At 29.2% G+C, this 21,278-nt stretch carries 22 protein-coding genes; 10 read left to right on the forward strand and 12 right to left on the reverse strand.

The features are described from left to right. The first annotated feature begins 91 nt into the window (after positions 1 to 91). The 3 genes from def to mazG all read left to right on the forward strand — a co-directional run bounded on the left by def (position 92) and on the right by mazG (position 2,093). Complete coding sequence (gene def / locus HW119_RS11740; protein ID WP_177764618.1) at positions 92 to 679, forward strand: peptide deformylase; 588 nt, start codon at positions 92 to 94, stop codon at positions 677 to 679. Positions 680 to 737: 58 nt separating this feature from the next. Continuing rightward, positions 738 to 1,244: a DUF5606 domain-containing protein gene (locus HW119_RS11745; protein WP_177764621.1), complete on the forward strand. Its 507-nt coding sequence runs from the start codon at positions 738 to 740 to the stop codon at positions 1,242 to 1,244. Between the two features lie 75 nt (positions 1,245 to 1,319). Then, positions 1,320 to 2,093 carry a nucleoside triphosphate pyrophosphohydrolase gene (gene mazG, locus HW119_RS11750; RefSeq protein ID WP_177764623.1) on the forward strand — a complete coding sequence of 258 codons (774 nt, stop codon included), beginning with the start codon at positions 1,320 to 1,322 and terminating at the stop codon, positions 2,091 to 2,093. A gap of 186 nt (positions 2,094 to 2,279) precedes the next feature. Here the strand turns inward: mazG and hemN are convergent, their stop codons facing one another. Continuing rightward, on the reverse strand, positions 2,280 to 3,641 hold the full coding sequence (gene hemN / locus HW119_RS11755) for an oxygen-independent coproporphyrinogen III oxidase (protein ID WP_177764625.1): 1,362 nt from the start codon (positions 3,639 to 3,641) through the stop codon (positions 2,280 to 2,282). Between the two features lie 178 nt (positions 3,642 to 3,819). Between hemN and HW119_RS11760 the strand changes: the two genes are divergently transcribed. The 4 genes from HW119_RS11760 (at position 3,820) to HW119_RS11775 (ending at position 9,962) form a co-directional block, all read left to right on the forward strand. Next, positions 3,820 to 4,119, forward strand: coding sequence for a DUF4834 family protein (locus tag HW119_RS11760; protein ID WP_255497866.1), 300 nt, complete (start codon positions 3,820 to 3,822; stop codon positions 4,117 to 4,119). 124 nt (positions 4,120 to 4,243) lie between these two features. Beyond that, on the forward strand, positions 4,244 to 6,673 hold the full coding sequence (locus HW119_RS11765; protein ID WP_177764627.1) for a YfhO family protein: 2,430 nt from the start codon (positions 4,244 to 4,246) through the stop codon (positions 6,671 to 6,673). Positions 6,674 to 6,773: 100 nt separating this feature from the next. Beyond that, positions 6,774 to 8,942: a S9 family peptidase gene (locus tag HW119_RS11770; RefSeq protein ID WP_177764629.1), complete on the forward strand. Its 2,169-nt coding sequence runs from the start codon at positions 6,774 to 6,776 to the stop codon at positions 8,940 to 8,942. Positions 8,943 to 9,047: 105 nt separating this feature from the next. Continuing rightward, positions 9,048 to 9,962 carry a tetratricopeptide repeat protein gene (locus tag HW119_RS11775; protein ID WP_177764631.1) on the forward strand — a complete coding sequence of 305 codons (915 nt, stop codon included), beginning with the start codon at positions 9,048 to 9,050 and terminating at the stop codon, positions 9,960 to 9,962. 54 nt (positions 9,963 to 10,016) lie between these two features. On the opposite strand, the gene HW119_RS11780 is transcribed toward HW119_RS11775, so the two are convergent. Further along, complete coding sequence (locus HW119_RS11780; protein ID WP_177764633.1) at positions 10,017 to 10,457, reverse strand: hypothetical protein; 441 nt, start codon at positions 10,455 to 10,457, stop codon at positions 10,017 to 10,019. Between the two features lie 52 nt (positions 10,458 to 10,509). Continuing rightward, complete coding sequence (locus tag HW119_RS11785) at positions 10,510 to 11,007, reverse strand: hypothetical protein (protein ID WP_177764635.1); 498 nt, start codon at positions 11,005 to 11,007, stop codon at positions 10,510 to 10,512. Positions 11,008 to 11,173: 166 nt separating this feature from the next. On the opposite strand from HW119_RS11785, the gene HW119_RS11790 reads away from it, so the two are divergent. Next, on the forward strand, positions 11,174 to 11,656 hold the full coding sequence (locus HW119_RS11790; RefSeq protein ID WP_177764637.1) for a hypothetical protein: 483 nt from the start codon (positions 11,174 to 11,176) through the stop codon (positions 11,654 to 11,656). Positions 11,657 to 11,672: 16 nt separating this feature from the next. On the opposite strand, the gene HW119_RS11795 is transcribed toward HW119_RS11790, so the two are convergent. The 7 genes from HW119_RS11795 to HW119_RS11825 all read right to left on the reverse strand — a co-directional run bounded on the left by HW119_RS11795 (position 11,673) and on the right by HW119_RS11825 (position 18,733). Further along, a complete protein-coding gene (locus HW119_RS11795; RefSeq protein ID WP_177764638.1) occupies positions 11,673 to 12,212 on the reverse strand; it encodes a DUF1697 domain-containing protein in 540 nt (179 codons plus the stop codon). 4 nt (positions 12,213 to 12,216) lie between these two features. Beyond that, entirely contained in the window at positions 12,217 to 12,957 is a 741-nt protein-coding gene (locus HW119_RS16855) for a methylated-DNA--[protein]-cysteine S-methyltransferase (protein ID WP_177764640.1), read from the reverse strand. Positions 12,958 to 13,021: 64 nt separating this feature from the next. After that, the gene (locus HW119_RS11805; protein ID WP_177764642.1) at positions 13,022 to 14,293 is read right to left on the reverse strand and encodes an adenylosuccinate synthase; all 1,272 of its coding nucleotides are present in this window, start codon (positions 14,291 to 14,293) and stop codon (positions 13,022 to 13,024) included. A gap of 21 nt (positions 14,294 to 14,314) precedes the next feature. Continuing rightward, the gene (locus tag HW119_RS11810) at positions 14,315 to 14,770 is read right to left on the reverse strand and encodes a Fur family transcriptional regulator (protein ID WP_177764644.1); all 456 of its coding nucleotides are present in this window, start codon (positions 14,768 to 14,770) and stop codon (positions 14,315 to 14,317) included. Between the two features lie 74 nt (positions 14,771 to 14,844). Then, entirely contained in the window at positions 14,845 to 17,052 is a 2,208-nt protein-coding gene (locus HW119_RS11815) for a RelA/SpoT family protein (RefSeq protein ID WP_177764646.1), read from the reverse strand. A 111-nt stretch (positions 17,053 to 17,163) separates the two neighbouring features. Beyond that, positions 17,164 to 17,841: an outer membrane beta-barrel protein gene (locus tag HW119_RS11820; protein WP_177764649.1), complete on the reverse strand. Its 678-nt coding sequence runs from the start codon at positions 17,839 to 17,841 to the stop codon at positions 17,164 to 17,166. Positions 17,842 to 17,932: 91 nt separating this feature from the next. Next, entirely contained in the window at positions 17,933 to 18,733 is an 801-nt protein-coding gene (locus tag HW119_RS11825) for a TrmH family RNA methyltransferase (RefSeq protein WP_177764651.1), read from the reverse strand. 127 nt (positions 18,734 to 18,860) lie between these two features. On the opposite strand from HW119_RS11825, the gene HW119_RS11830 reads away from it, so the two are divergent. Further along, on the forward strand, positions 18,861 to 19,475 hold the full coding sequence (locus HW119_RS11830) for a trimeric intracellular cation channel family protein (RefSeq protein ID WP_410503957.1): 615 nt from the start codon (positions 18,861 to 18,863) through the stop codon (positions 19,473 to 19,475). 3 nt (positions 19,476 to 19,478) lie between these two features. Next, entirely contained in the window at positions 19,479 to 20,021 is a 543-nt protein-coding gene (locus HW119_RS11835; RefSeq protein ID WP_177764653.1) for a HutD family protein, read from the forward strand. Positions 20,022 to 20,097: 76 nt separating this feature from the next. Here HW119_RS11835 and HW119_RS11840 read toward each other — a convergent pair whose 3' ends face one another. Next, positions 20,098 to 20,526 (reverse strand): hypothetical protein, encoded by a 429-nt coding sequence (locus tag HW119_RS11840; protein ID WP_177764655.1) that lies wholly within the window; start codon positions 20,524 to 20,526, stop codon positions 20,098 to 20,100. Positions 20,527 to 20,635: 109 nt separating this feature from the next. Beyond that, the gene (locus tag HW119_RS11845) at positions 20,636 to 21,217 is read right to left on the reverse strand and encodes a PhnA domain-containing protein (RefSeq protein ID WP_177764657.1); all 582 of its coding nucleotides are present in this window, start codon (positions 21,215 to 21,217) and stop codon (positions 20,636 to 20,638) included. Between the last annotated feature and the right edge of the window lie 61 nt (positions 21,218 to 21,278).

The following is a 21,278-nucleotide window of genomic DNA, read 5'->3' on the forward strand; positions in this document are numbered from 1 at the left end:
CTATATCCATATTCAAATAACAATCCAATAAAAAATGTTTAATTTTGCACGGTCTAAAATTTTTAGATGTTTTAATTTAAACTAAATCGAAATGATATTACCTATAGTTGGATACGGCGATCCCGTATTACGTAAAGAAGGAATAGAAATCGCAAAAGATTATCCAAATTTACAAGAACTTATTGAAAATATGTTCCAAACGATGGAAAATGCTTCAGGAGTTGGTTTAGCAGCACCGCAAATTGGTTTAGCAATCCGTTTGTTTGTTATTGATTGTAGTCCATTTGGAGAAGATGAGGATTTATCTGAAGCAGAGAGAAATGTTCTAAAAACACTTAGAAAAACATTTATCAATGCCAAAATCACGAAAGAAGAAGGAGAAGAATGGGCGTTTAATGAAGGTTGTTTAAGTATTCCGAATGTGAGAGAGGATGTTATGCGTAAGCCAATTATAACGATTGAATATTTTAATGAAAATTTTGAAAAATTCACTGAAGTTTACGATGGTTTTGCTGCGCGTGTGATTCAGCATGAATACGATCATATTCAAGGAATATTATTTACAGATAAAATTTCTACATTGAAGAAGAAATTAAATGCTAAAAGATTACAAAATATCATGGATGGGAAGGTTCATCCTGATTACAAAATGAAATTCATAAACAAAAAAGGTCGATAATATTTGCATTTTAATTTCAAATTAAGATATTTGTGACCGTATTAATAAAAGAAGAAAAATGAGCGTAGAAAAAGTATTAGCTATTTCTGGGAAACCAGGTTTATACGAATTAAAAATTCAAACTAGATCAGGATTTATTGCTGAATCTTTAGTTGATGGAAAAAAGTTAACAGTTGGTTTAAGAAGTAACGTAAGTTTATTATCAGAAATCTCAATATATACTCAAACTGGAGAAATTAAATTATTTGAAATCTTCGGAAAAATTGCAAGAAAAGAATCAAACGGACCTGCAATTTCACATAAAGCAACTGATCCTGAGTTAGTAGCTTATTTCTCTGAAATCGTTCCTGATTACGATGCAGACAGAGTATATGTTTCGGATATTAAAAAAGTTTTTAGCTGGTACAATATGATGCAAAAAGCTAACATGGTTGCTGTTTTCAATGGTCCAGTTCAAACAAGTTCAGTATTTGATGAAGCTGAAGTTGTAGAAGAAGTTGCTGTTGAAGAAAAACCAAAAGCTAAAAAAGCTGCTAAACCAAAAGCTAAAAAAGAAGAAGAATAATTGTATATTCTAAATAATTATTGAAATCCTGCCAATTGCGCAGGATTTCTTATTTTTACATAAAAAAATAAAGCTATGAATTCAAGACAACAACAACTAGAAGCATTTAATCGCTTGTTAGACATTATGGATGAACTTCGAGAAAAATGTCCATGGGATAAAAAGCAAACTTTAGAATCGCTTAGAAATCTTACAATCGAAGAAGTTTACGAACTTGGTGATGCAATTATCGAAAACGATTTGAATGAAGTCAAAAAAGAACTAGGTGATGTGTTGTTGCACATTGTTTTTTATGCTAAAATAGGTAGCGAACAAAAAGTTTTTGATATGGCTGATGTTGCCAATGCAATTTCTGATAAATTAATTGCTCGTCATCCACATATTTACGGAAATGAAATTGTTGAAACCGAAGAACAGGTTTTACAAAATTGGGAAAAACTAAAATTAAAGGAAGGTAATAAATCTGTTTTAGGCGGAGTTCCAAAAAGTTTACCGGGAATGGTTAAAGCAAATCGAATTCAAGAAAAGGCTAGAGGAGTCGGTTTTGATTGGGATAATGCTGATCAAGTTTGGGAAAAAGTTCAAGAGGAATTGGTTGAATTTCAAGATGAGGTTTTAGCTAAAAATCATGAAAATATGGAAGCTGAATTTGGAGATGTTTTATTTTCTTTGATTAATTATGCACGTTTCGTAAACATTAATCCAGAAAATGCACTTGAAAAAACCAATGCTAAATTTATTAAACGATTTCAGTATTTAGAAGAAAAAGCAAAACTTGATGGAAAGTCTTTAGAAAATATGACATTAGAAGAAATGGATGTTTATTGGAATGAAGCTAAAAAAATATAAACTAAAAGAAAATCCTTCGTTATTGAAGGATTTTCTTTTTACAGACATTTTTTAAGGAAAAATAAAATGTCAAAATAGTTGAGTAAATTTCAGAACGAATATTTACTCCGATTTGTTCCGTACAACAATAAACAAACAATATTTGAACAAATCGTAAATTATTTATAAGTGTTTTCGTTTTTTTTATTAAATAGTCATTGAAAATAATTGCGTATTAGGTTTATTTCGTTTTAGTTTAAAATCGAATACCATACAAATATTTCTAATAAATGGTTTTCCTTCTTCTAAAATATATAATTCCGTATCTTTAATTTCAACTAAACCATCTTGTATAAACTCTTCTAAATTTTCTAAAATTTTAAATTCTTCAAAGTAATGATGTGGAATCAAACCTAAATTTGTTTTAAATTGACACATCAAATCTAAAATAACTTTTCGGATGATTAAATCTTCGTTATTAAGAATGTGACCTTTGACAACAGGAATTTTTCCTTGATGAATTAAATCTTCATATTCTTTAAAATCTTTTGAGTTTTGAGCAAAAGCATTCCACGAATCACTAATTGATGAAACACCTAAACCAATCAAAACTTCTGTTTTTGATGAGGTATAACCCATGAAGTTTCTGTTTAAATCATTGTTTATATATGATTGATAAAGAGCATCTTCTGATGTAGAAAAGTGGTCCATGCCAATTTCAATAAATTCATTTTCAAGCAATAATTTTTTTCCTAATTCATAAAGCTCTCTTTTGAATTCATCTTTCGGAACATCTTCATCATTAAAACCACGTTGTCCATTTCCTTTGATCCACGGAACATGTGCATAGCTGTAAAAAGCTAATCGGTCTGGGTTTAAAGATTTAGTTTTTTCGACTGTATCTTTAATTGATTCTAAAGTTTGAAAAGGTAAACCGTAAATTATATCATGAGAAATAGATGTATAACCAATTTCTTTTGCCCAAATGGTCACTTTTGCAACAGAATGGAAAGTTTGATTTCTGTTTATCACTTTTTGAACAATTGGATCATAATCTTGAACTCCTAAACTCAATCTTCTAAAACCAAGGTTATATAAAACTTCTAAATGCTTTTTTGTTGTATTATTTGGATGAGCCTCAAAACTCATTTCACAATCTTTATGAATGATTGATTTTTCAAAAAGTCCCGTTATTAATTGTTCCAAATTTTCTGGAGAAAAAAAAGTTGGTGTACCTCCACCTAAATGAATTTCCTTAATAATGGGTGTGTTTTCAAATAAATCTAAATATAATTGCCATTCTTTTAGCAACAAATCTATATATGGTATTTCAACTTCATGGCGTTTTGTAATTCGTTTATGACAACCACAAAACGTACACAAACTTTCACAGAAAGGCAAATGGATATAAATAGAAATACCTTCTTTGAAATTGGTTAAATCAAAACATTTTTTACAATTTTTTTTCCATAAATCTAAAGAAAAAGAAGCTGCTTCCCAATACGGAACAGTTGGATAGCTTGTGTATCTTGGACCAGGAACATTGTATTTTTGAATTAAGCTAGACATTGTATTAAATATTTTAATCAAATGTATTTAAACAAAGGATTATAATTTATGATATTTATCATATCAAGTTTTTTTGTTTGAAATTTGTAATTGAATAAACTATTCAAGAACCGGTTTCGAATATTTTATACTTTTTTTAAGATTTTGATTGTTAAAAAAAACATTTAAAATAGTATATTTGAATAAATATAAAATTTATCACATGGCATTTTTGAAAACACTTATCATTATCGTTGCGATATGGTATTTCTTTAAATTCGCATTTCGATTTTTTGGACCAATTCTAATCAAAAAAGCGATTAGTAAGGCCGAACAAAACTTTCAACAAAGAACACAAGATTATTATAATCAAAATAATGAATCGTACGATAATACTTATACAAACTCAAATACAAATCAATCTGATAATTTTAAAAATGGCATTCCTCGTGAGAAACGAAAAGTCGGAGAATATATTGATTTTGAAGAAATAAAATAATTTTAAGTTTATCTATAATTGATGGCCTTATTCTAAATTTAGGATAAGGCTTTTTTAATGTAGAAAAAATTTAATCACTAAACTTTTATTATTATTTTAGCATACATTTTTTAAAAACTAATTAATGAAATATTTAAAGAATTTTATTCCGCATGTTCTTGTAATTATCGGATTTATTATTGTTGCTTTAGCTTATTTTTCGCCTGTACTTTCAGGTAAAGAAATCTTCCAATCAGACATTGTTCAATATACCGGCATGTCAAAAGAACAAGTTGAATTTCGTGAAACCTACAACGAAGAATCATATTGGAATAATAGTGCATTTGGTGGTATGCCAACGTATCAATTGGGAGCAAAATATCCGCACAATTATATTAAAGCATTAGATAGTGTAATCCGTTTTTTACCTCGTCCAGCAGATTATTTATTTATTTATTTCATTGGTTTTTATATTTTACTTTGTTCGTTTAGAATTAAGCCTTTACAAGCTTTCTTTGGTGCATTAGCATTTGGTTTTTCAACTTATTTAATCGTAATTATTGGAGCAGGTCATAACGCAAAAGCTCATGCAATTGCTTATATGCCGATGGTATTGGCTGGTGTTTTCTTAGTATTTAGAAAAAAATATTTGACAGGGTTTATACTAACAACTATTGCCGCTGCACTTGAAATAAGTACCAATCACTTTCAGATGACTTATTATTTATTGCTTCTTTTGTTGATTGTCGCAATCTATTATACTGTAGTTTACATCAAACAAAAAGATTTTAAATCGTTAGTTCAAATAATTGGTATTTTCATTGTTTCTGGTATTTTAGCCATAGGTGCAAATGCAACAAACTTGTTAGCAACTGCCGAATATTCTGATTTTAGTACAAGAAGTAAAAGTGAATTAACTTTTAATCCAGATGGTACTGAAAAAGATAGAGCTAACGCGATGTCTCATGAATATATTACCGAATATAGTTATGGAGTTTTTGAAACATTTAATTTATTTGTTCCAAGATTATTAGGTGGTGGTAATGCTGAAGATATTGGAACAGATTCGAATGTTGGAGATTTTATTACATCTTTAGGAGCTTCTCCTGCTGATGTTGAAGGTTTTACCAAACAAGCTCCGACTTATTGGGGAGATCAACCAATTGTGGCAGCTCCAGCTTATATTGGAGCAATCGTTATTTTCTTATTTATTTTAGCTCTTTTTACTGAAAAAAGAAAATTCAAATACATTTTTGTAATTGGAGCAATTGTATCTATTTTATTATCGTGGGGAAAAAATTTCCCGTTAACCGATTTTATGATTGATAACTTCCCGATGTACAATAAATTTAGAGCAATAACCTCGATACAAGTAATTGCCGAATTATGTATTCCGGCTTTAGCAATTATTGGTTTAGCTAGTTTCTTTAAGTCATCAAAAGAAGAACAATTAGATGCCTTAAAAAAATCAGGAATTGTTTCAGGTGCCATTGTTGTTTTCTTATTTGCTTGTAAATTGTTTTTAGATTTCCAAGGTGCGAATGATGACTATATCATGCAAGTTTATGGTGAAATTGGACCAAGTTATGTCACTGCTTTGATTGAAGATCGTCAATCGATGTACGTAAGTGATTTAATCAGAACCTTATTTTTTATCACATTAGCTGCAGCAGCTTTATATTTCTTTATCAAGCAAAAGTTATCAGAACAATCAGCTTTAATTATCATTGGAATTGTTATGATTATTGATTTAATTATGATTGATTGGAATTATGTTAATAAATCAAACTTCGTAAATGCTTCTCAGGTTAAAAATCCATTTGTGAAAACTATTGTTGATGATAAAATTCTACAAGACAAATCAAACTTTAGAGTTTTTGATATGCAAAGTCCTTTTAACAGTGGAAGAACTGTATTTTTCCATCAAGCTTTAGGCGGTTATCATGCGGCTAAACCTAAGAAAGTTCAAGAGCTTTATGATTATCAGATAACTAAACAGAATTATGAGATTTTGAATATGTTTAATGTGAAATATGTAATTTCTCAAGATGAAAATCAAAATCCTATTTCATTACAAAATCCTGAAGCAAACGGAAATGCTTGGTTCGTATCTGAAATAAAAACGCTTCCTTCTGCTGATGAAATCATGATTGAATTATCAAAAGTAAAAACTAAAACGACAGCTTTAATCGAAACAGGTAATACATCAAGAATTCTAAAACCAGAATATACTGTTGACAGCTTAGCGACGATTAAATTGGTAGATTCTCGTTCTAATTATTTAAAATACGAAAGTAATAATCCGAACGAAGGAGTAGCTGTTTTCTCTGAAATTTACTATCCTAAAGGTTGGAAAATTACAATCGATGGTGAAGAAACAGAAATGTTTGAAGCTGATTATGTTTTACGTGCGCTTTTAATTCCTGGAGGAAAACATACCATTGAGTTTAAGTTTGATCCAGAAGTTGTTTCTAAAGGAAGCAAAATAGCTTTAATTTCAAGTATTTTGATTTTATTATCAATAATCGGAAGTTTAGTATATTTGTTTAAAAAGAGAAAAAAAGATATTAATTAAAATTCATAAAAAGCTGTTGCAAAATTTGTAACAGCTTTTTTTCAGTGCAAATTTTGTGTTTTACATTAGTATTTTTACCTTAGCCAAAATTCAACTAATAATGAAAAAAATTTCACTTTTTGCCTTCTTAATTGCGGCTCAATTTACATTTGCTCAACGCAATTTAACAATTGAAGAAGCAACTTCTGGAAGCTATACAACATTTGCTCCTGAAAATTTGGTTGCAGCGCAATGGAAAGATCCTAAAACATTAACATATTTAGATCGTACATATCAAAATTTATTGAGTAGAAATGCTTCAAATAATTGGACAGAAGCTACAATGCTTTCAAAGTCTGATTTGATTGACGCTTTAAATAATACAATTAAAGACGAACAATTTAAATTCAGAATTTTTCCGTATGATTACCAATGGAAAGATGCGAACACTCTAGTATTCAACGCAACTGGAGCAGAAGCAAACTATGTAATAACTTTTGATGTTCCTTCAAAAAAGGTTATTTCTTATTTTAAAATGGACGGAAGTGCTTTGAATCAGGTTGTTTCTGAACAAGGAAATGCAATGGCTTGGCTTAAAGGTAATAACATTTTTATTACTGATGCAAACGGAAAAGTAATTCAGGTTACAAATGATGGTGAAGGAATAGTAAACGGAAGTGATTATACACATCGTCAAGAATTTGGTATTGATAAAGGCATGTGGTGGAATCCAGTAAATAGTCAATTGGCTTTTTACAGAAAGAATGAAACCATGGTTACTGATTATCCATTAGTTCAATTTGATACTCGTATTGCCGAAGTAAAGAATACAAAATATCCGATGGCAGGTATGAAAAGTGAAGAGGTTACTTTAAATATTTACGATGTAAATACGGGTAAAACAGTAACCATTCAAACAGGTGAGCCAAAAGAACAATATTTAACTCAAATTACTTGGGATCCGTCTGGTAAATACATTTATATAGGAGTTTTAAATCGTGATCAAAATCATTTAAAATTGAATAAATATGATGCTGCTAATGGGAAATTAGTTGCAACTTTATTTGAAGAAAAATCGACGAAATGGGTAGAACCTCAAAATCCATTAACTTTCTTACCAAACGGAAAACAGTTCTTGTATCAATCTCAAAAAGATGGATTTAATCAATTGTATTTGTATGATACAAACGGAAAGTTAATTAAAAAATTAGGTTACAATAACGTTGTTGTAAAAGATTTGTTAGATTTTGATGCTAAAGGAAATTCAGTTTCATACATTGGAGTAACGAATAATGGATTAGATCGTCAGTTGTTTAATGTTGACTTAAAATCGGGTAAAACTACACAAATAACCACAGGTTCAGGTTTTCATAACGCAAAGTTTAATTCAGACAACACGTTCTATTACGATCAATTCTCAAATACGCAAACTCCGAATAAGATTGCTATTGTAGATGCAAAATCTAAAAAAGAAACCACTTTGGTTGATTCTAAAAATCCATATCAAGGAGTTGCAGAACTTCCAACAATGGAAATGGTAAAAATCAAAGCAGCCGACGGAAAAACAGATTTAAACGGACGTATTATTTATCCAGCTAATTTTGATCCGAACAAAAAATACCCAGTTATGGTTTATGTTTACGGAGGTCCGCATGCTCAATTGGTTCAAAATAAATGGTTAGGAGGTGCTTCGTTGTTTGATTATTATATGGCACAACAAGGTTTTGTGGTGTTTACTTTAGATAATCGTGGAAGTGATGCGAGAGATCGAGATTTTGTTCAGGTTATTCACCGTAATTTAGGTCAGAACGAAATGGCAGATCAAATGAAAGGTGTTGAATTTTTAAAATCGAAATCATTTGTAGATGCTGATAAAATTGGAGTTTACGGTTGGTCTTTTGGTGGTTTTATGACAACTTCTTTAATGTTAAATTATCCTGAGACTTTTAAAGTTGGCGTAGCAGGAGGACCTGTTATTGATTGGAAATGGTATGAAGTTATGTACGGCGAACGTTATATGGATACACCGCAAGATAATCCAGAAGGTTATGCTTTAACAAGTACATTAGATAAAGTAAATAATTTAGAAGGACGTTTGCTAATGATTCACGGAGCGCAAGATCCGGTAGTTGTTCAGCAACACAGTATGGAATTTATCGAAGCTTGTATCAAAGCTGGTAAGCAAGTAGATTATTTCTTGTATCCAACACACGAACACAACGTTTCTGGTAAAGATCGCATACATTTAAATGCTAAAATTGCAGATTATTTTAAATTACATTTACAGTAAAAAATAAATAAAAAGGAAATTTCATCTCGAAATTTCCTTTTTTGTTTTATAAGATGATTAATTTAAAAACTGTATATTTAATTAAAAATGAATATGTTGAAAATTATGAAAAAACTTATATTACTTGTTTTATTGTTTTTTATTCAAAAGAATTATTCTCAAAATGTATTTTTTGCACAAAAAAATATTTATTTAGCTGAATATTATCACAAAATAAATAACGACAAAAAAGCACTAGATTGCTATTTGAAAGCAATAAAAATGAGTCCAAATTCTGTAAATTCTTACGATTATTTAAATGCTGCTGCTATTGCTTTTCAATTGAAAAAAAATAAAAAAGCAAAAGAAATTTTAGTAAAAAGTATTACTTACCAATTGGCTCCGTATAATTTTATTGATTCTTATGAAAAATTGAGCGATTATAAAAAATTAAATGAGTTTAAAGTAGTTTTGAAGGATTACAATATCTATGAAAAAGAATATTTTCAGAATCTTAAAAATCCAGCTGCTTATTTAAGTATTATGAATCTTATAACTAAGGATCAATTAATAAGGCAGAATGAAAAAGTTTTTGACGAATTAACTCATGAAATTGACGAAGAAAATATTAATGAATTAATGATCTTAACACAAAAATATGGATTTGAACCAAGATCATGGTTGATTTTATGGCATCAAAGAGGAGTTTATAGTGATGAATCTAATATCTATTGGCAATTTTTTAAAAGTTATTTAAGAAATGAAATTAAATCTGGAAATTTGGAAAAAGATTTTTTTGTTGATTTTGAAGAATTTTCCAATAAAATTAAAGACATTAATAATGGTTCTATTTATACATTACATGGACTAGGAAATTTAGGTTCGGGACAAAATTTTCAAGACATAAAAAACTTAGATACAAGACGAAAAGAAGTAGGATTACCTCCATTGTATTATGAATATTTTATAAATAATGATTCTCTACCTGAAGAATATGAGTATGATTCCAAAAATTTACTGAAAGACTTAGAAAATTTATAAATTTTTATTAAATGGAAAAAGGAAATTTCATCTCGAAATTTCCTTTTTTTGTAATTATTCAAAAATAATTGGTTTGTTTGTTTTTGGAATTTTAATAATATGAAACGGTTGACTTATTACAGTAGAAGCGTACATGGTCAATTCGCTTGAAATATGAATATTGTTGGTGTTTTCCATTACATTAACAATATTAATTTCTGATCCTGAAGTTTTAATTTCTTCAACTACTGCAATAACTGTAAATGCATTGAAATCAATATTTGTTTCATTAAAAGTTCCGCTTAAACTGTTTATAGCATCAACTTGATTAATAAAATTATTCCAATCTGCTTGGTTATTAAACACAAAATTAGATTGCGGAATATTTTCGCCACCGTTTAAACTGTTTTTTCCGACAGTCGTAAATTGTACATCGTTTGCGATTACATCGTTATCATCGTTTGAACATCCTGTTAGGACAAACAATGAAAGCATTAAATAAAATAAGTTTTTCATGTGTAAATTTTTTAATTAATATAAATTATATTTTGGTTGGTTTTCTAGTTTCTTAATCGTACCAATATTCATTTGTAACTTTATAACCAGCTTTTTTAAAGGCTTTTAATATAGATTTTTTTAAACGTTCGTTATTTTTTTCTTTGTTAATGTAAGTTTGAAAAATAGTAATCTGGTTAATTCGTTCTTCAATCAATTTGTTGTTTTCATCAAAAACCTCAATCTCTTCTAAAACATCTCCACCTTCAGTAAAGAAAACAAGATTCATATCTTTATCTATTTTTATAATCTTGTTCAAAGGAACGCTTCTTTTTGTAATCGATTTTCCATTATAATCATTTGGTGTTTCAGAAAATTTATAACTTAAAATACCTTTTGTATCAATATTATAAGGCTCAATTAATTTAAAAGATTCTTTTTCAAATTCATCATAATAATTATTGTATTCCGAAAGTAATTGCTTGTTTAAAATTTCAATGATTTTTTTATTTTGAGCAAGCATTAAATTCGAAATTAATAACATCAAAACTATCGAAACTTTTGTTCTCATTTTTTTGTATTTGATTAAAAGACAGATAAATATAATAAATTTTTTAATAAAATATTTTTTTAATCTTAATAAATTATATTATTCAACGTGGTTTGGATTTTATTGACTTTTCTAATAAATTGCCATGAAAATTAATTTCGAACTTAAATTTTAAGTTATTCTAAAAATGAACAAAATTCTTAGCGTAATTGTTTTAGTTATCCAATTGTTTTCATCATTTGCAATTCTTTTTTACATTTATATGATATTTGCTTTAATTGATAGTGATTCTGGATTTGAAAACTATTTCGGATTATTTATTATTCAGCCCATTTTTGCTATTCTGATTTCTGGAATTACGATTTTTTTATGTTCGTTGATTGGACTTCCAATTCGTCTAAATTCTAAAATAAATAATTGGCTAAGAAATCATTTTTACGTTTCTTTAATTGGACTTTTGCTAGGTTTTGTTTTGATATTTTTAGCATTTATTCCAAATCTTAAAGAAAATATTAGTTATCAAACCGAAGATGGCGAAGTGTTGAAAGAAATTCCAAATATATTATGTAGCATTTCTGGATGGTTTGTTGTTGCATTTTCGTTGCTTCATCTTTATCCGCCCAAGCAGTTAACTGATAAAATTCAAAATTTATTTAAGAAATCTCATTAATTCAATTTTTATCAGATTATATTGTGTTCGCTAGTTCCAACAACTTCTTACAAGTTTTTAAATTTCGAGTAGTACATAAAACGTCTAATTGTTTTTCTATAAAATTGTTTGATAATTTGGTATTTCCGTATCCAATGGTACAATCTAAGTAAACAACTTTATCTGAAATTTGTATTTTTTCAGATGCAGATTTTTTTTCTAAGATTTTTGAATAATCCGTTATTTTAGAAGTTTGATTTAAAAAAGTGAAATACATATTTTTCTCATCAAAATCTGTAAACGGTAATTGGTTTAGAATAGTTTTTAATTCGTTCTTTTCTAAAACTAAAACTGGAACATTTAATTCAAACGTTTCTTTAATTTTATCCGAAATTAAATCTGCTAGCTGCAAATGAGAGTCATTTTTATTAGTAGAAAAAATCACATTTCCGCTTTGAATATAGGTTTGAACATTTTCAAATTCTAAATTTAAAAAAAATGTTTTCAAAGCATCCATTTTTATGATGTTTTTTCCAGACACATTAATTCCGCGAAGTAAAGCAATATAGGTTTTCATAAATTTATTTTTGTAATCCTTCCCAGCCAATCAATAAAAACTTTGTAGGTAATCCCCACATATAACCGCCAAAACTTCCGTTAGATTGTATTACACGATGACACGGAATTAGTAAACTAATTGGATTGTTTCCAATAGCGGTTCCGACGGCTCTAAAAGCTTTAGGTTTATTTATTCTTTTTGCGATTTCACCATACGAAGTTAAACTACCTTTCGGAATGTCAAGTAATGCGTTCCAAACGTTCATTTGAAAATCTGTTCCTTTTATATGAAATGTAATTTCTTGACTTTCATTACCATCTATAAAATCTAGAACGTATTGATGTTGTTTATTTTTTTCTATTTTGAAATAAGCATTTTTATAAATTTCTTTTAAATAGGGTAGCGCTGGTTTTTCCTTTGTTTCAAAGGCAACATAACAAATACCTAAATTTGTAGAAGCTATTAAAAGAGTTCCAATTTTTGTTTGATAATATTCGTATGAAATATCTAACTCATTTTCTCCTTGTTTTGAAAATGGAACTAATTTAAAGTTATGATTCGAATCTGTAAAAGCAAATGATTTTAATTTATCGATGGATTTCACAACTGAAATTTCTTGTATAAAATCTTCAGAATTTGTAATATTTAATTGCATTAAATGTACTTTTAAATCATCGTGAAACGGTTGTTCAAATAGTTTTTGATTTAAACTACGAATAGGTAAATTCATTTGTTTTAAAATATCTAATATCGATGTATTCATAGCCATTTATTTTAGAAATCTAAATTTATAAAAAAAGCCGATTCAATTTCGAATCGGCTTTGTATTATTTTATGATTGTTTGTTTTCTGTCTGGTCCAACTGATACTACTTTAATTGGCACTTCAACTTCTTTTTCAATAAACTCAATATATTCTTTTAATTCAGCAGGTAATTCTTCATATGAAGTTAAACCTGTTAAATCTGCTTTCCAACCTTTTTTCTCTACGTAAATAGGTGTTACGTTTTCTGGTTCAATGTTGTAAGGTAAATGCTCAATATTTTGACCTTTATATTCGTAACCTGTACAAACTTTTAAAGTATCAAATCCAGATAAAACATCACCTTTCATCATATATAATTCTGTAACTCCGTTTACTTGAACTGCATATTTTAAAGCAACTAAATCTAACCATCCGCAACGACGAGCGCGTCCTGTAACAGAACCGAATTCGTTACCAACTTTAGCCATTGTTTGACCAATTTCGTCAGTTAATTCTGTTGGGAACGGACCTGAACCAACACGAGTTGTGTAGGCTTTGAAAATTCCAAAAACTTCTTTTACTTTATTAGGAGCAATTCCTAAACCTGTACAAGCACCAGCAGCTGTAGTGTTAGAAGATGTTACAAACGGATATGTTCCGAAATCGATATCTAATAACGAACCTTGAGCTCCTTCAGCTAAGATAGATTTTCCATCTTTTAATGCTTGATTTAAATAAGCTTCAGAATCAATGAATTTTAATTTTTTTAAATCTTCAATTGCAGCAAAAAATTCAGCTTCCATTTCAGCTAAGTTATATTGTAAATCAACTTTATAAAAGTCAATCATTTCAATATGTTTTTCAGCTAAAGCTTGATATCTTTCTTTAAAATCAGCTAATTCAATATCACCTACACGTAAACCATTTCTTCCAGTTTTGTCCATATATGTTGGACCAATACCTTTAAGTGTAGAACCAATTTTCGCTTTTCCTTTTGCAGTTTCAGATGCTGCATCTAATAAACGGTGTGTTGGTAAAATTAAATGTGCTTTTCTTGAAATGAATAAACGCGATTGAATGTCGATGTTAAATTTCTCAAGTCCTTCAATTTCTTTTTGGAAAACAACAGGGTCGATAACCACACCGTTTCCGATAATGTTAATTGAATTTTTATGGAAAATTCCAGATGGAATCGTTCTTAAAACGTGTTTAATTCCGTCGAACTCTAATGTATGTCCTGCATTTGGTCCACCTTGAAAACGAGCAATAATGTCGTATTTAGATGTAAGAACGTCTACAATTTTTCCTTTTCCTTCGTCTCCCCATTGAAGGCCAAGTAGTAAATCTACTGTCATGGTTTAGTATGTTAGATTGTGTTAATTTTCTGTTGTGTTGTCTTTTTTCTTTGTTCCATAAAAATATAACGAATGATTATGGATATCGATATTGAAGATTTCTTCAATTGTCTTTTTTATAGTCTGAATTCTTGGGTCACAAAATTCTACAACTTCACCTGTATCTGTCATGATTACGTGGTCGTGTTGCTTGTCAAAATACGATTTTTCGTAATGTGATTGATTTTGACCAAATTGATGACGTCGAACTAAGCCACATTCCAATAACAATTCTATCGTGTTATAAAGTGTCGCTCTACTTACGCGATAGTTTTTATTTTTCATTTTAATATAAAGAGATTCTATATCAAAATGTTCTTCGTTTTCGTATATTTCTTGAAGAATAGCGTAGCGTTCAGGAGTTTTTCTGTGCCCTTTATCTTCTAAATATTTCGTAAAAACGTTTTTAACAATATCTTGATTTTTGTTTATTTCCATGGAATGCTTCCTTAATCAATTGCAAATATATGTGTTATTTTTTGAGAGTAAAATTTTATTAATAAAAACTTATGTTATTTTGAGTTTACTCGCGATACTTTTTCGATGCCATCTATTTTTTGAATATTATCAATCAATTTATTTAAAGTTGAAATATTATTGACAATTACTGTAATTTCTCCATTAAAAATACCAGCGTCTGAACTCAACGAAATACTACGAATGTTGACAGCCATGTTGTTAGAAATCACTTTGGTAAGTTCGTTGGTTAATCCCATACTGTCAATACCACGAATTTTTAAAGTTGCATTGAATTCTTGTGCAGACGAATCTATCCATTTGGCTTGAATGATTCGATAAGCGTAATTTGATTGCATGCTTATGGCATTCGGACAATCTTTTTTATGTACTTTAATTCCTTCGTTAATCGTAATAAATCCAAAAACGTCATCACCTGGAATTGGATTACAGCACGTTGATAATTTATAATCTAATTTATCTTCGTCTTTACCAAAAACCAATAAATCTAAGTTTGAAAACGGTGATATTACTTCAACATTTTCGCCCTTTTTGATTGTTTTCTTAAAGAAGTTGAAGAACGCATTACTGTTTTTCTGATTTGCAAATTCTTTTAATTGTTGATTGTCAATGGCACCAATTCCTATGCGATAAAATAAATCTAAACTTGTTTTTAATTTAAAGAAACTTGCAAGTTCATTAATTGTTTTTTCATCCAAATTGATTTTTAGATGGCGCATTTTTCGCATCAATAACTCTTTGCCATCTTCACCAATTTTTTTCATATTCTCGTTCAGAACATTTTTGATTTTGTTCTTAGCGCGAGCAGTAGTTACAAATTCAAGCCAATGAATACTTGGTTTTTGATTTTGAGATGTAATAATTTCAACTTGGTCTCCACTGTTTAAAACATGATTTAATGGAACCAATTTTCCGTTTACTTTTGTACCTCGTGTATGAATTCCAACTTCAGAGTGAATACTAAATGCAAAGTCTAAAGTTGTAGCACCTTTAGGTAATGATTTGATTTCTCCTTTTGGAGTAAAAATATATATCTCTTTTGAATATAAATTCAATTTAAAGTCTTCAACGAAATCAATAGCATTAGCATCTTGATTTTCAAGTGTTTCTTTTAGTTGGTTTAACCAAATGTCCAAACTGTTTTCTTCCGTAACACCTTGTTTGTATTTGTAATGAGCAGCATAACCTTTTTCTGCAATTTCGTCCATTCGTTCACTTCGAATTTGAACTTCAACCCAACGTCCTCTTGGTCCCATTACAGTAATGTGTAAGGCTTCGTATCCTGTTGATTTTGGAGAAGAAATCCAATCTCTAAGACGACTCGGACTTGGACGGTAAAAATCTGTTACAATTGAATATATTTTCCAAGCAATGAATTTTTCATCATGAAGTGAAGAATGGTAAATAATTCGGATTGCAAATTTATCATACACCTCTTCAAAACTCACATTTTGAACTTTCATTTTCTTACGGATTGAAAAGATAGATTTGGGACGGCCTTTAATTGTAAATTCGACACCTTCTTTTGTCAAAGATTCTTTTAAAACACTTGTAATCGATTCAATATAAGCTTCTTGCTCTTGTTTAGTTTCTTTGATTTTACTAACTATTTCGTTGTAAACTTCAGGTTCGGTATATTTTAAACCTAAATCTTCAAGCTGTGTTTTAATATTAAATAATCCTAAACGATGCGCTAAAGGCGCATAAATGTATAAAGTTTCTGACGCAATTTTGGCTTGCTTATAAGCTGCCATGCTTTCCATAGTTTGCATATTATGCAAGCGGTCGGCAATTTTAATTAAAATAACGCGAACATCATCGTTTAATGTAAGTAACATTTTACGATAATTTTCAGCTTGCATGGAAACTTCAGGGTCTGGTTCTAATTTCGATATTTTTGTTAATCCTTCTACGATTTTAGCAATCTTTGGATTAAACATCTTTTCAATATCCTGAACTGTAATATCAGTATCTTCAACTACGTCATGCATCAATGCAGCAGCAATAGAAGTCGGACCTAATCCAATTTCTGAAGCTACAATCTTTGCAACAGCAATTGGATGAAATATATAAGCTTCACCCGATTTTCTGCGCTGATTTTTATGCGCATCAACAGCGACGTCAAACGCTTTTCGAATCAGTTTTTTTTCGTCGTCGTTAAGTGTTTGATAACTTATGCTCAATAATTCTTTATATTCTCGAGCTATAGCTTTATTTTCTTGTTCTATTTCTAATTCTGTCATAATCCTTTTTGGTTGAAGTATTAAATATAGTATTTTATTAGTAGGTTGGCAATACAAAAATCAAAAAAGCAAAGCTTTTAAACTTTGCTTTTAATCTATGAGAGTTACTTTTTAGAAAGCATAAAAAACACCTGCAGAAAATTGAACATGAGATCCAAGGGCTTTACTATTCGTAATATTTTTCTTTGCCATAGCTTCTATATTAATTCCTAAACGTTTATACCATGCTTCTGCTGGATATCTATAATCTTGCATAAATCCAAAATCTGCTATCCAGAAGTTAATTCCTCCACCAAAATCTCCTGTAGTATAGTTACGCTCTCCAAAACTTAAATAACCAATTCCAGCTTTTACATATGGATCTACAACAGGAATATTAAATAAACCACCTAGACTATACAAAAGAGATCCACTAAATGTATAAATATCTTTATGTGAATATAAAGGAACTCCATTAGTGAAACTTCCTGGTTTTAATTTATTAAAAGAAAAAGCAGCCTCAACTGATAAATTATTTACAAACTCATATCCTAAAGTAACTTTTGATGGAATTGCCATTGTACTAAAATCTGAAGTTTTTAATGGATCACTTTTATCGAAATTGACATTAACACTATTCATTGATAATCCTAATTTCCATCTGTAATCACTAAGAAAACGTTCTTCTTTATGAATAACTTGCGCATTTGTATTTAATGAGCTCCCAAAAATAAAAGCAGTAAGTGCTATTTTACCCCAATTTTTTCTTATAAAACTCCCTGACTTTAATGTAATAGAATTATTTTTCATATTTATAGTTTAGTTTATGTTTAAAGTTAATTTCAAAGTATTAAAAAAAATCGATTCTCAAATTTATATTTTTATCTTTAAAAATCAAACTTTACTTGGAATAATCGCGTTGTCTTTTAGCTTCAAATAGCAAAATTGCTGCAGCAACCGAAACATTCATTGAATCTATGGCGCCCTCCATCGGTATAATAATGTTTTGTTTAGATTCATTTCTCCAAATTTCACTCAATCCAGTAGCTTCAGTTCCAACAACTATAGCACTAGCTTGTTTGAAATTTTGAGTATAATAGGGTTGTGCTTCTTGTAAAATAGCACTATAAATGTCAATTTTTTTAGTTTTCAAAAAAGCAATTACTTCGTCTGAACTTGCCATTGCGATTTGATTCGTAAAAACACATCCAACACTTGACCGAATTACATTTGGATTATATAAATCACTTTTTGGATTTGCAATGATTACTGCATCAATATTTGCAGCATCGGCAGTTCGTAACAAAGCACCTATATTTCCAGGTTTTTCTGGAGATTCTGCAATTAATATCAATGGATTTTCTCTAAGATTTAAATTGCTTAATTGATTTGATTTATTTTCTGCAACCGCTATTAAACCTTCAGTGGTATCTCTGTAAGCTAATTTTTGATAAACTTCTTTAGTAATTTCAATAAGTGAAATTGTTTGTGAATCTTTTATTAGTGTTACGATTTCATGTTCTGAAATATAATCTGAACAGAATAAAACCGTTTGAATTTTAAAATTACCTATCAAAGCTAATGAAACTTCACGACGACCTTCAATTATAAAAGTTCCTGTGTTTTTACGAACTTTTGATTTTTCTTGTAGTTGAACCAGATTCTTTATAATCGGATTTTGGATGCTTGAAATTTGTTTCATTTTAGGTTTTCACTTATTTTAGAATGCAAATTTAAATAAACTTTAATTCTAAAATGAATTTATAGATTAGTAATTCTAATTTTCAAACATTTGATTTATCTTTATCACTTTGCAATTCAATTTTACAATGATATTTAACTTTATTGATATATTAAACTTCTTGGGAATCGTAGCGTTTGCAGTTTCTGGAACATTAGCAGCGATTGAAAAACGTTTAGATTTTTTTGGTGTATTAACTATTGCTTTAGTAACATCGATTGGTGGTGGAACTTTACGAGATGTTTTAATTGGTAATACACCAGTTTCTTGGTTACTAAATTTAAATACTTTTTATATAATTGTAGGTAGTTCTATTTTGGCAACAATTTTTAGACAGCGATTACGTATTTTCAGAACGTCTTTATTTTTGTTTGATACAATCGGAATCGGTCTTTTTACGCTTGTTGGATTGGAAAAAGGTGTCGAAATTAATTTACATCCATTCATCTGTATTTCGTTAGGAACTATAACGGCTTGTTTTGGAGGTGTTTTACGCGATATTTTATGTAACGAAATCCCTGTGATTTTTCGTAAAGAAATTTATGCAACAGCTTGTATTGTTGGAGGTTTTGTTTTTTTTGGACTTCGCTATTTAAACTTAAATGATGATTTAATTTACTTACTTACAGCTGCAACCGTTATTGTGATCCGCATTTTGGCTGTTGTAAAAAAATGGTCATTTCCTCCAATCGAAATGAAATAAAAGATGCTTAAAATCTCGAAACAAAAAATTCAACCAAATCAATGGGATGGCGGTTTGACTTACGAATATTTTATTTATCCAAAAGATTCTCAATACGTAAACCGAAATTTTGATTTTCGAATTAGTTCTGCAACCATCGAAAAGATTCCTTCAAATTTTACACAGTTTCAAGGCTATTTCAGATATTTGGTAATGCTTGATAATTCGTTACAAATCTTAAGAAACAATCGTATTGAAGAATATGGGAAACTCGAAATTTTCGAATTTCATTCAAACGAAAAAATCATTTCTAATTCTTTAGGTAACGATTTTAATTTGATGATTTCTAATCGAATTCAAGAGCATGATTTGATCGTTTTTCAAGGAAGTAAAGTTGTTAATGCTGATTGGATTATTCTTTTTGCACTTAGTGAAACAGTTGTTTATATTAATCAAATCGAACAAAAACTAATATCTAATGATTGTTTACTGATTGAAAATTCTGAAAAATTAGAAATTGAAATTAGAATTTCTGCTAAGTTAATTTTTGCAACTTTATACAGTTAAATGACATCAAAAATAAAAAAGTTTGAATTTTGTATCTAGATATTTCTGTACAAAATTCAAACTTTAGTTTGTATTATTAGCTATTGAAATTGAAAATAAAAGTATTTCCAGAATTGTTATAAGCTCTATTTTCCCAGTTTCTATATTGATTTCTATTCAAGATATGATATAAATCTGATCTTAATCTTCTTTCGTATTCTCTTTGATTGTAATCGTTTGTAATCATGAAATTTAGAGAAACTTGCAATCTTGATCTTTGATCTCTAGAAAGGTTTAAAAAATCATAACGGCTTAATTCTCGTTCAACTCGATAATCGCAATCTCTATGATTATGTTTTTTATCGTATTTTCTACCTTTTTTGTAATCGTTTTTTTTGTGCTTTGAATGTTGATAACCGTTATTTGAATTTCTGTTATAATCTCTTCTTTCTTCTTTGTGACGACCTGGCTGCGCATTTGCAATTGTTGCTATTGCTAAAAATGCGATTGTAATGAAACTTTTCATAGTAAAAATCTTTTAAATGTTGTTCTTTTATAGAAAAGTAACCAAAGGTTATGCCAAAAAAAAGACCTAACGTTCGGTTAAGTCTTTAAAATGTTGATTATTAATCTGTTTAAGATTGTTTTTTAACATACTTTGTAAGAATCACAATTTGTTGGCCGTCGATTTTTCCTTCAATTTGATCTGTATTATCGTGAACTAATCGAATATTGCGTACAGCTGTCCCAATTTTTGCATTGATTGTAGAACCTTTTACATCTAAATCTTTAATCAAAGTAACTGTGTCACCACCAATTAAAATATTACCGTTACAATCTTTATGTAAATCAATCGAACCATCACCTTCATGATCACCAGTTGCTTTTGCCCATTCTAAAGTTTCGTCATCAAGATACATCATTTCTATATTGTCAGCAGCCCAACTTTCATTTCTGAAACGATTTAGCATTCTCCAACTTACTACTTGTACTGCAGGGACTTCGCTCCACATTGATGTTGATAAACACGACCAATGTGAACTATTTAATTCTTCTTTTTTTTCAATTTGATTTAAACAAGTATCGCAAATATATATTTCACGATTTGGTAAATTACTTGCAGTTGGCGGAACATCATAAACATTTAATGTTGTTGATGCTTCACATAATTCACAAACATTTCCACTTCTTGCGGCTAATTTTTCTTCGATTTTCATGGTTTATAAAATAAAATATAGATCAAATATAATTGATAAAATCGATTTAAGAAAATCAAAA

It is taken from the genome of Flavobacterium sp. I3-2 (assembly GCF_013389595.1).
In the GTDB taxonomy this organism is placed as follows: domain Bacteria; phylum Bacteroidota; class Bacteroidia; order Flavobacteriales; family Flavobacteriaceae; genus Flavobacterium.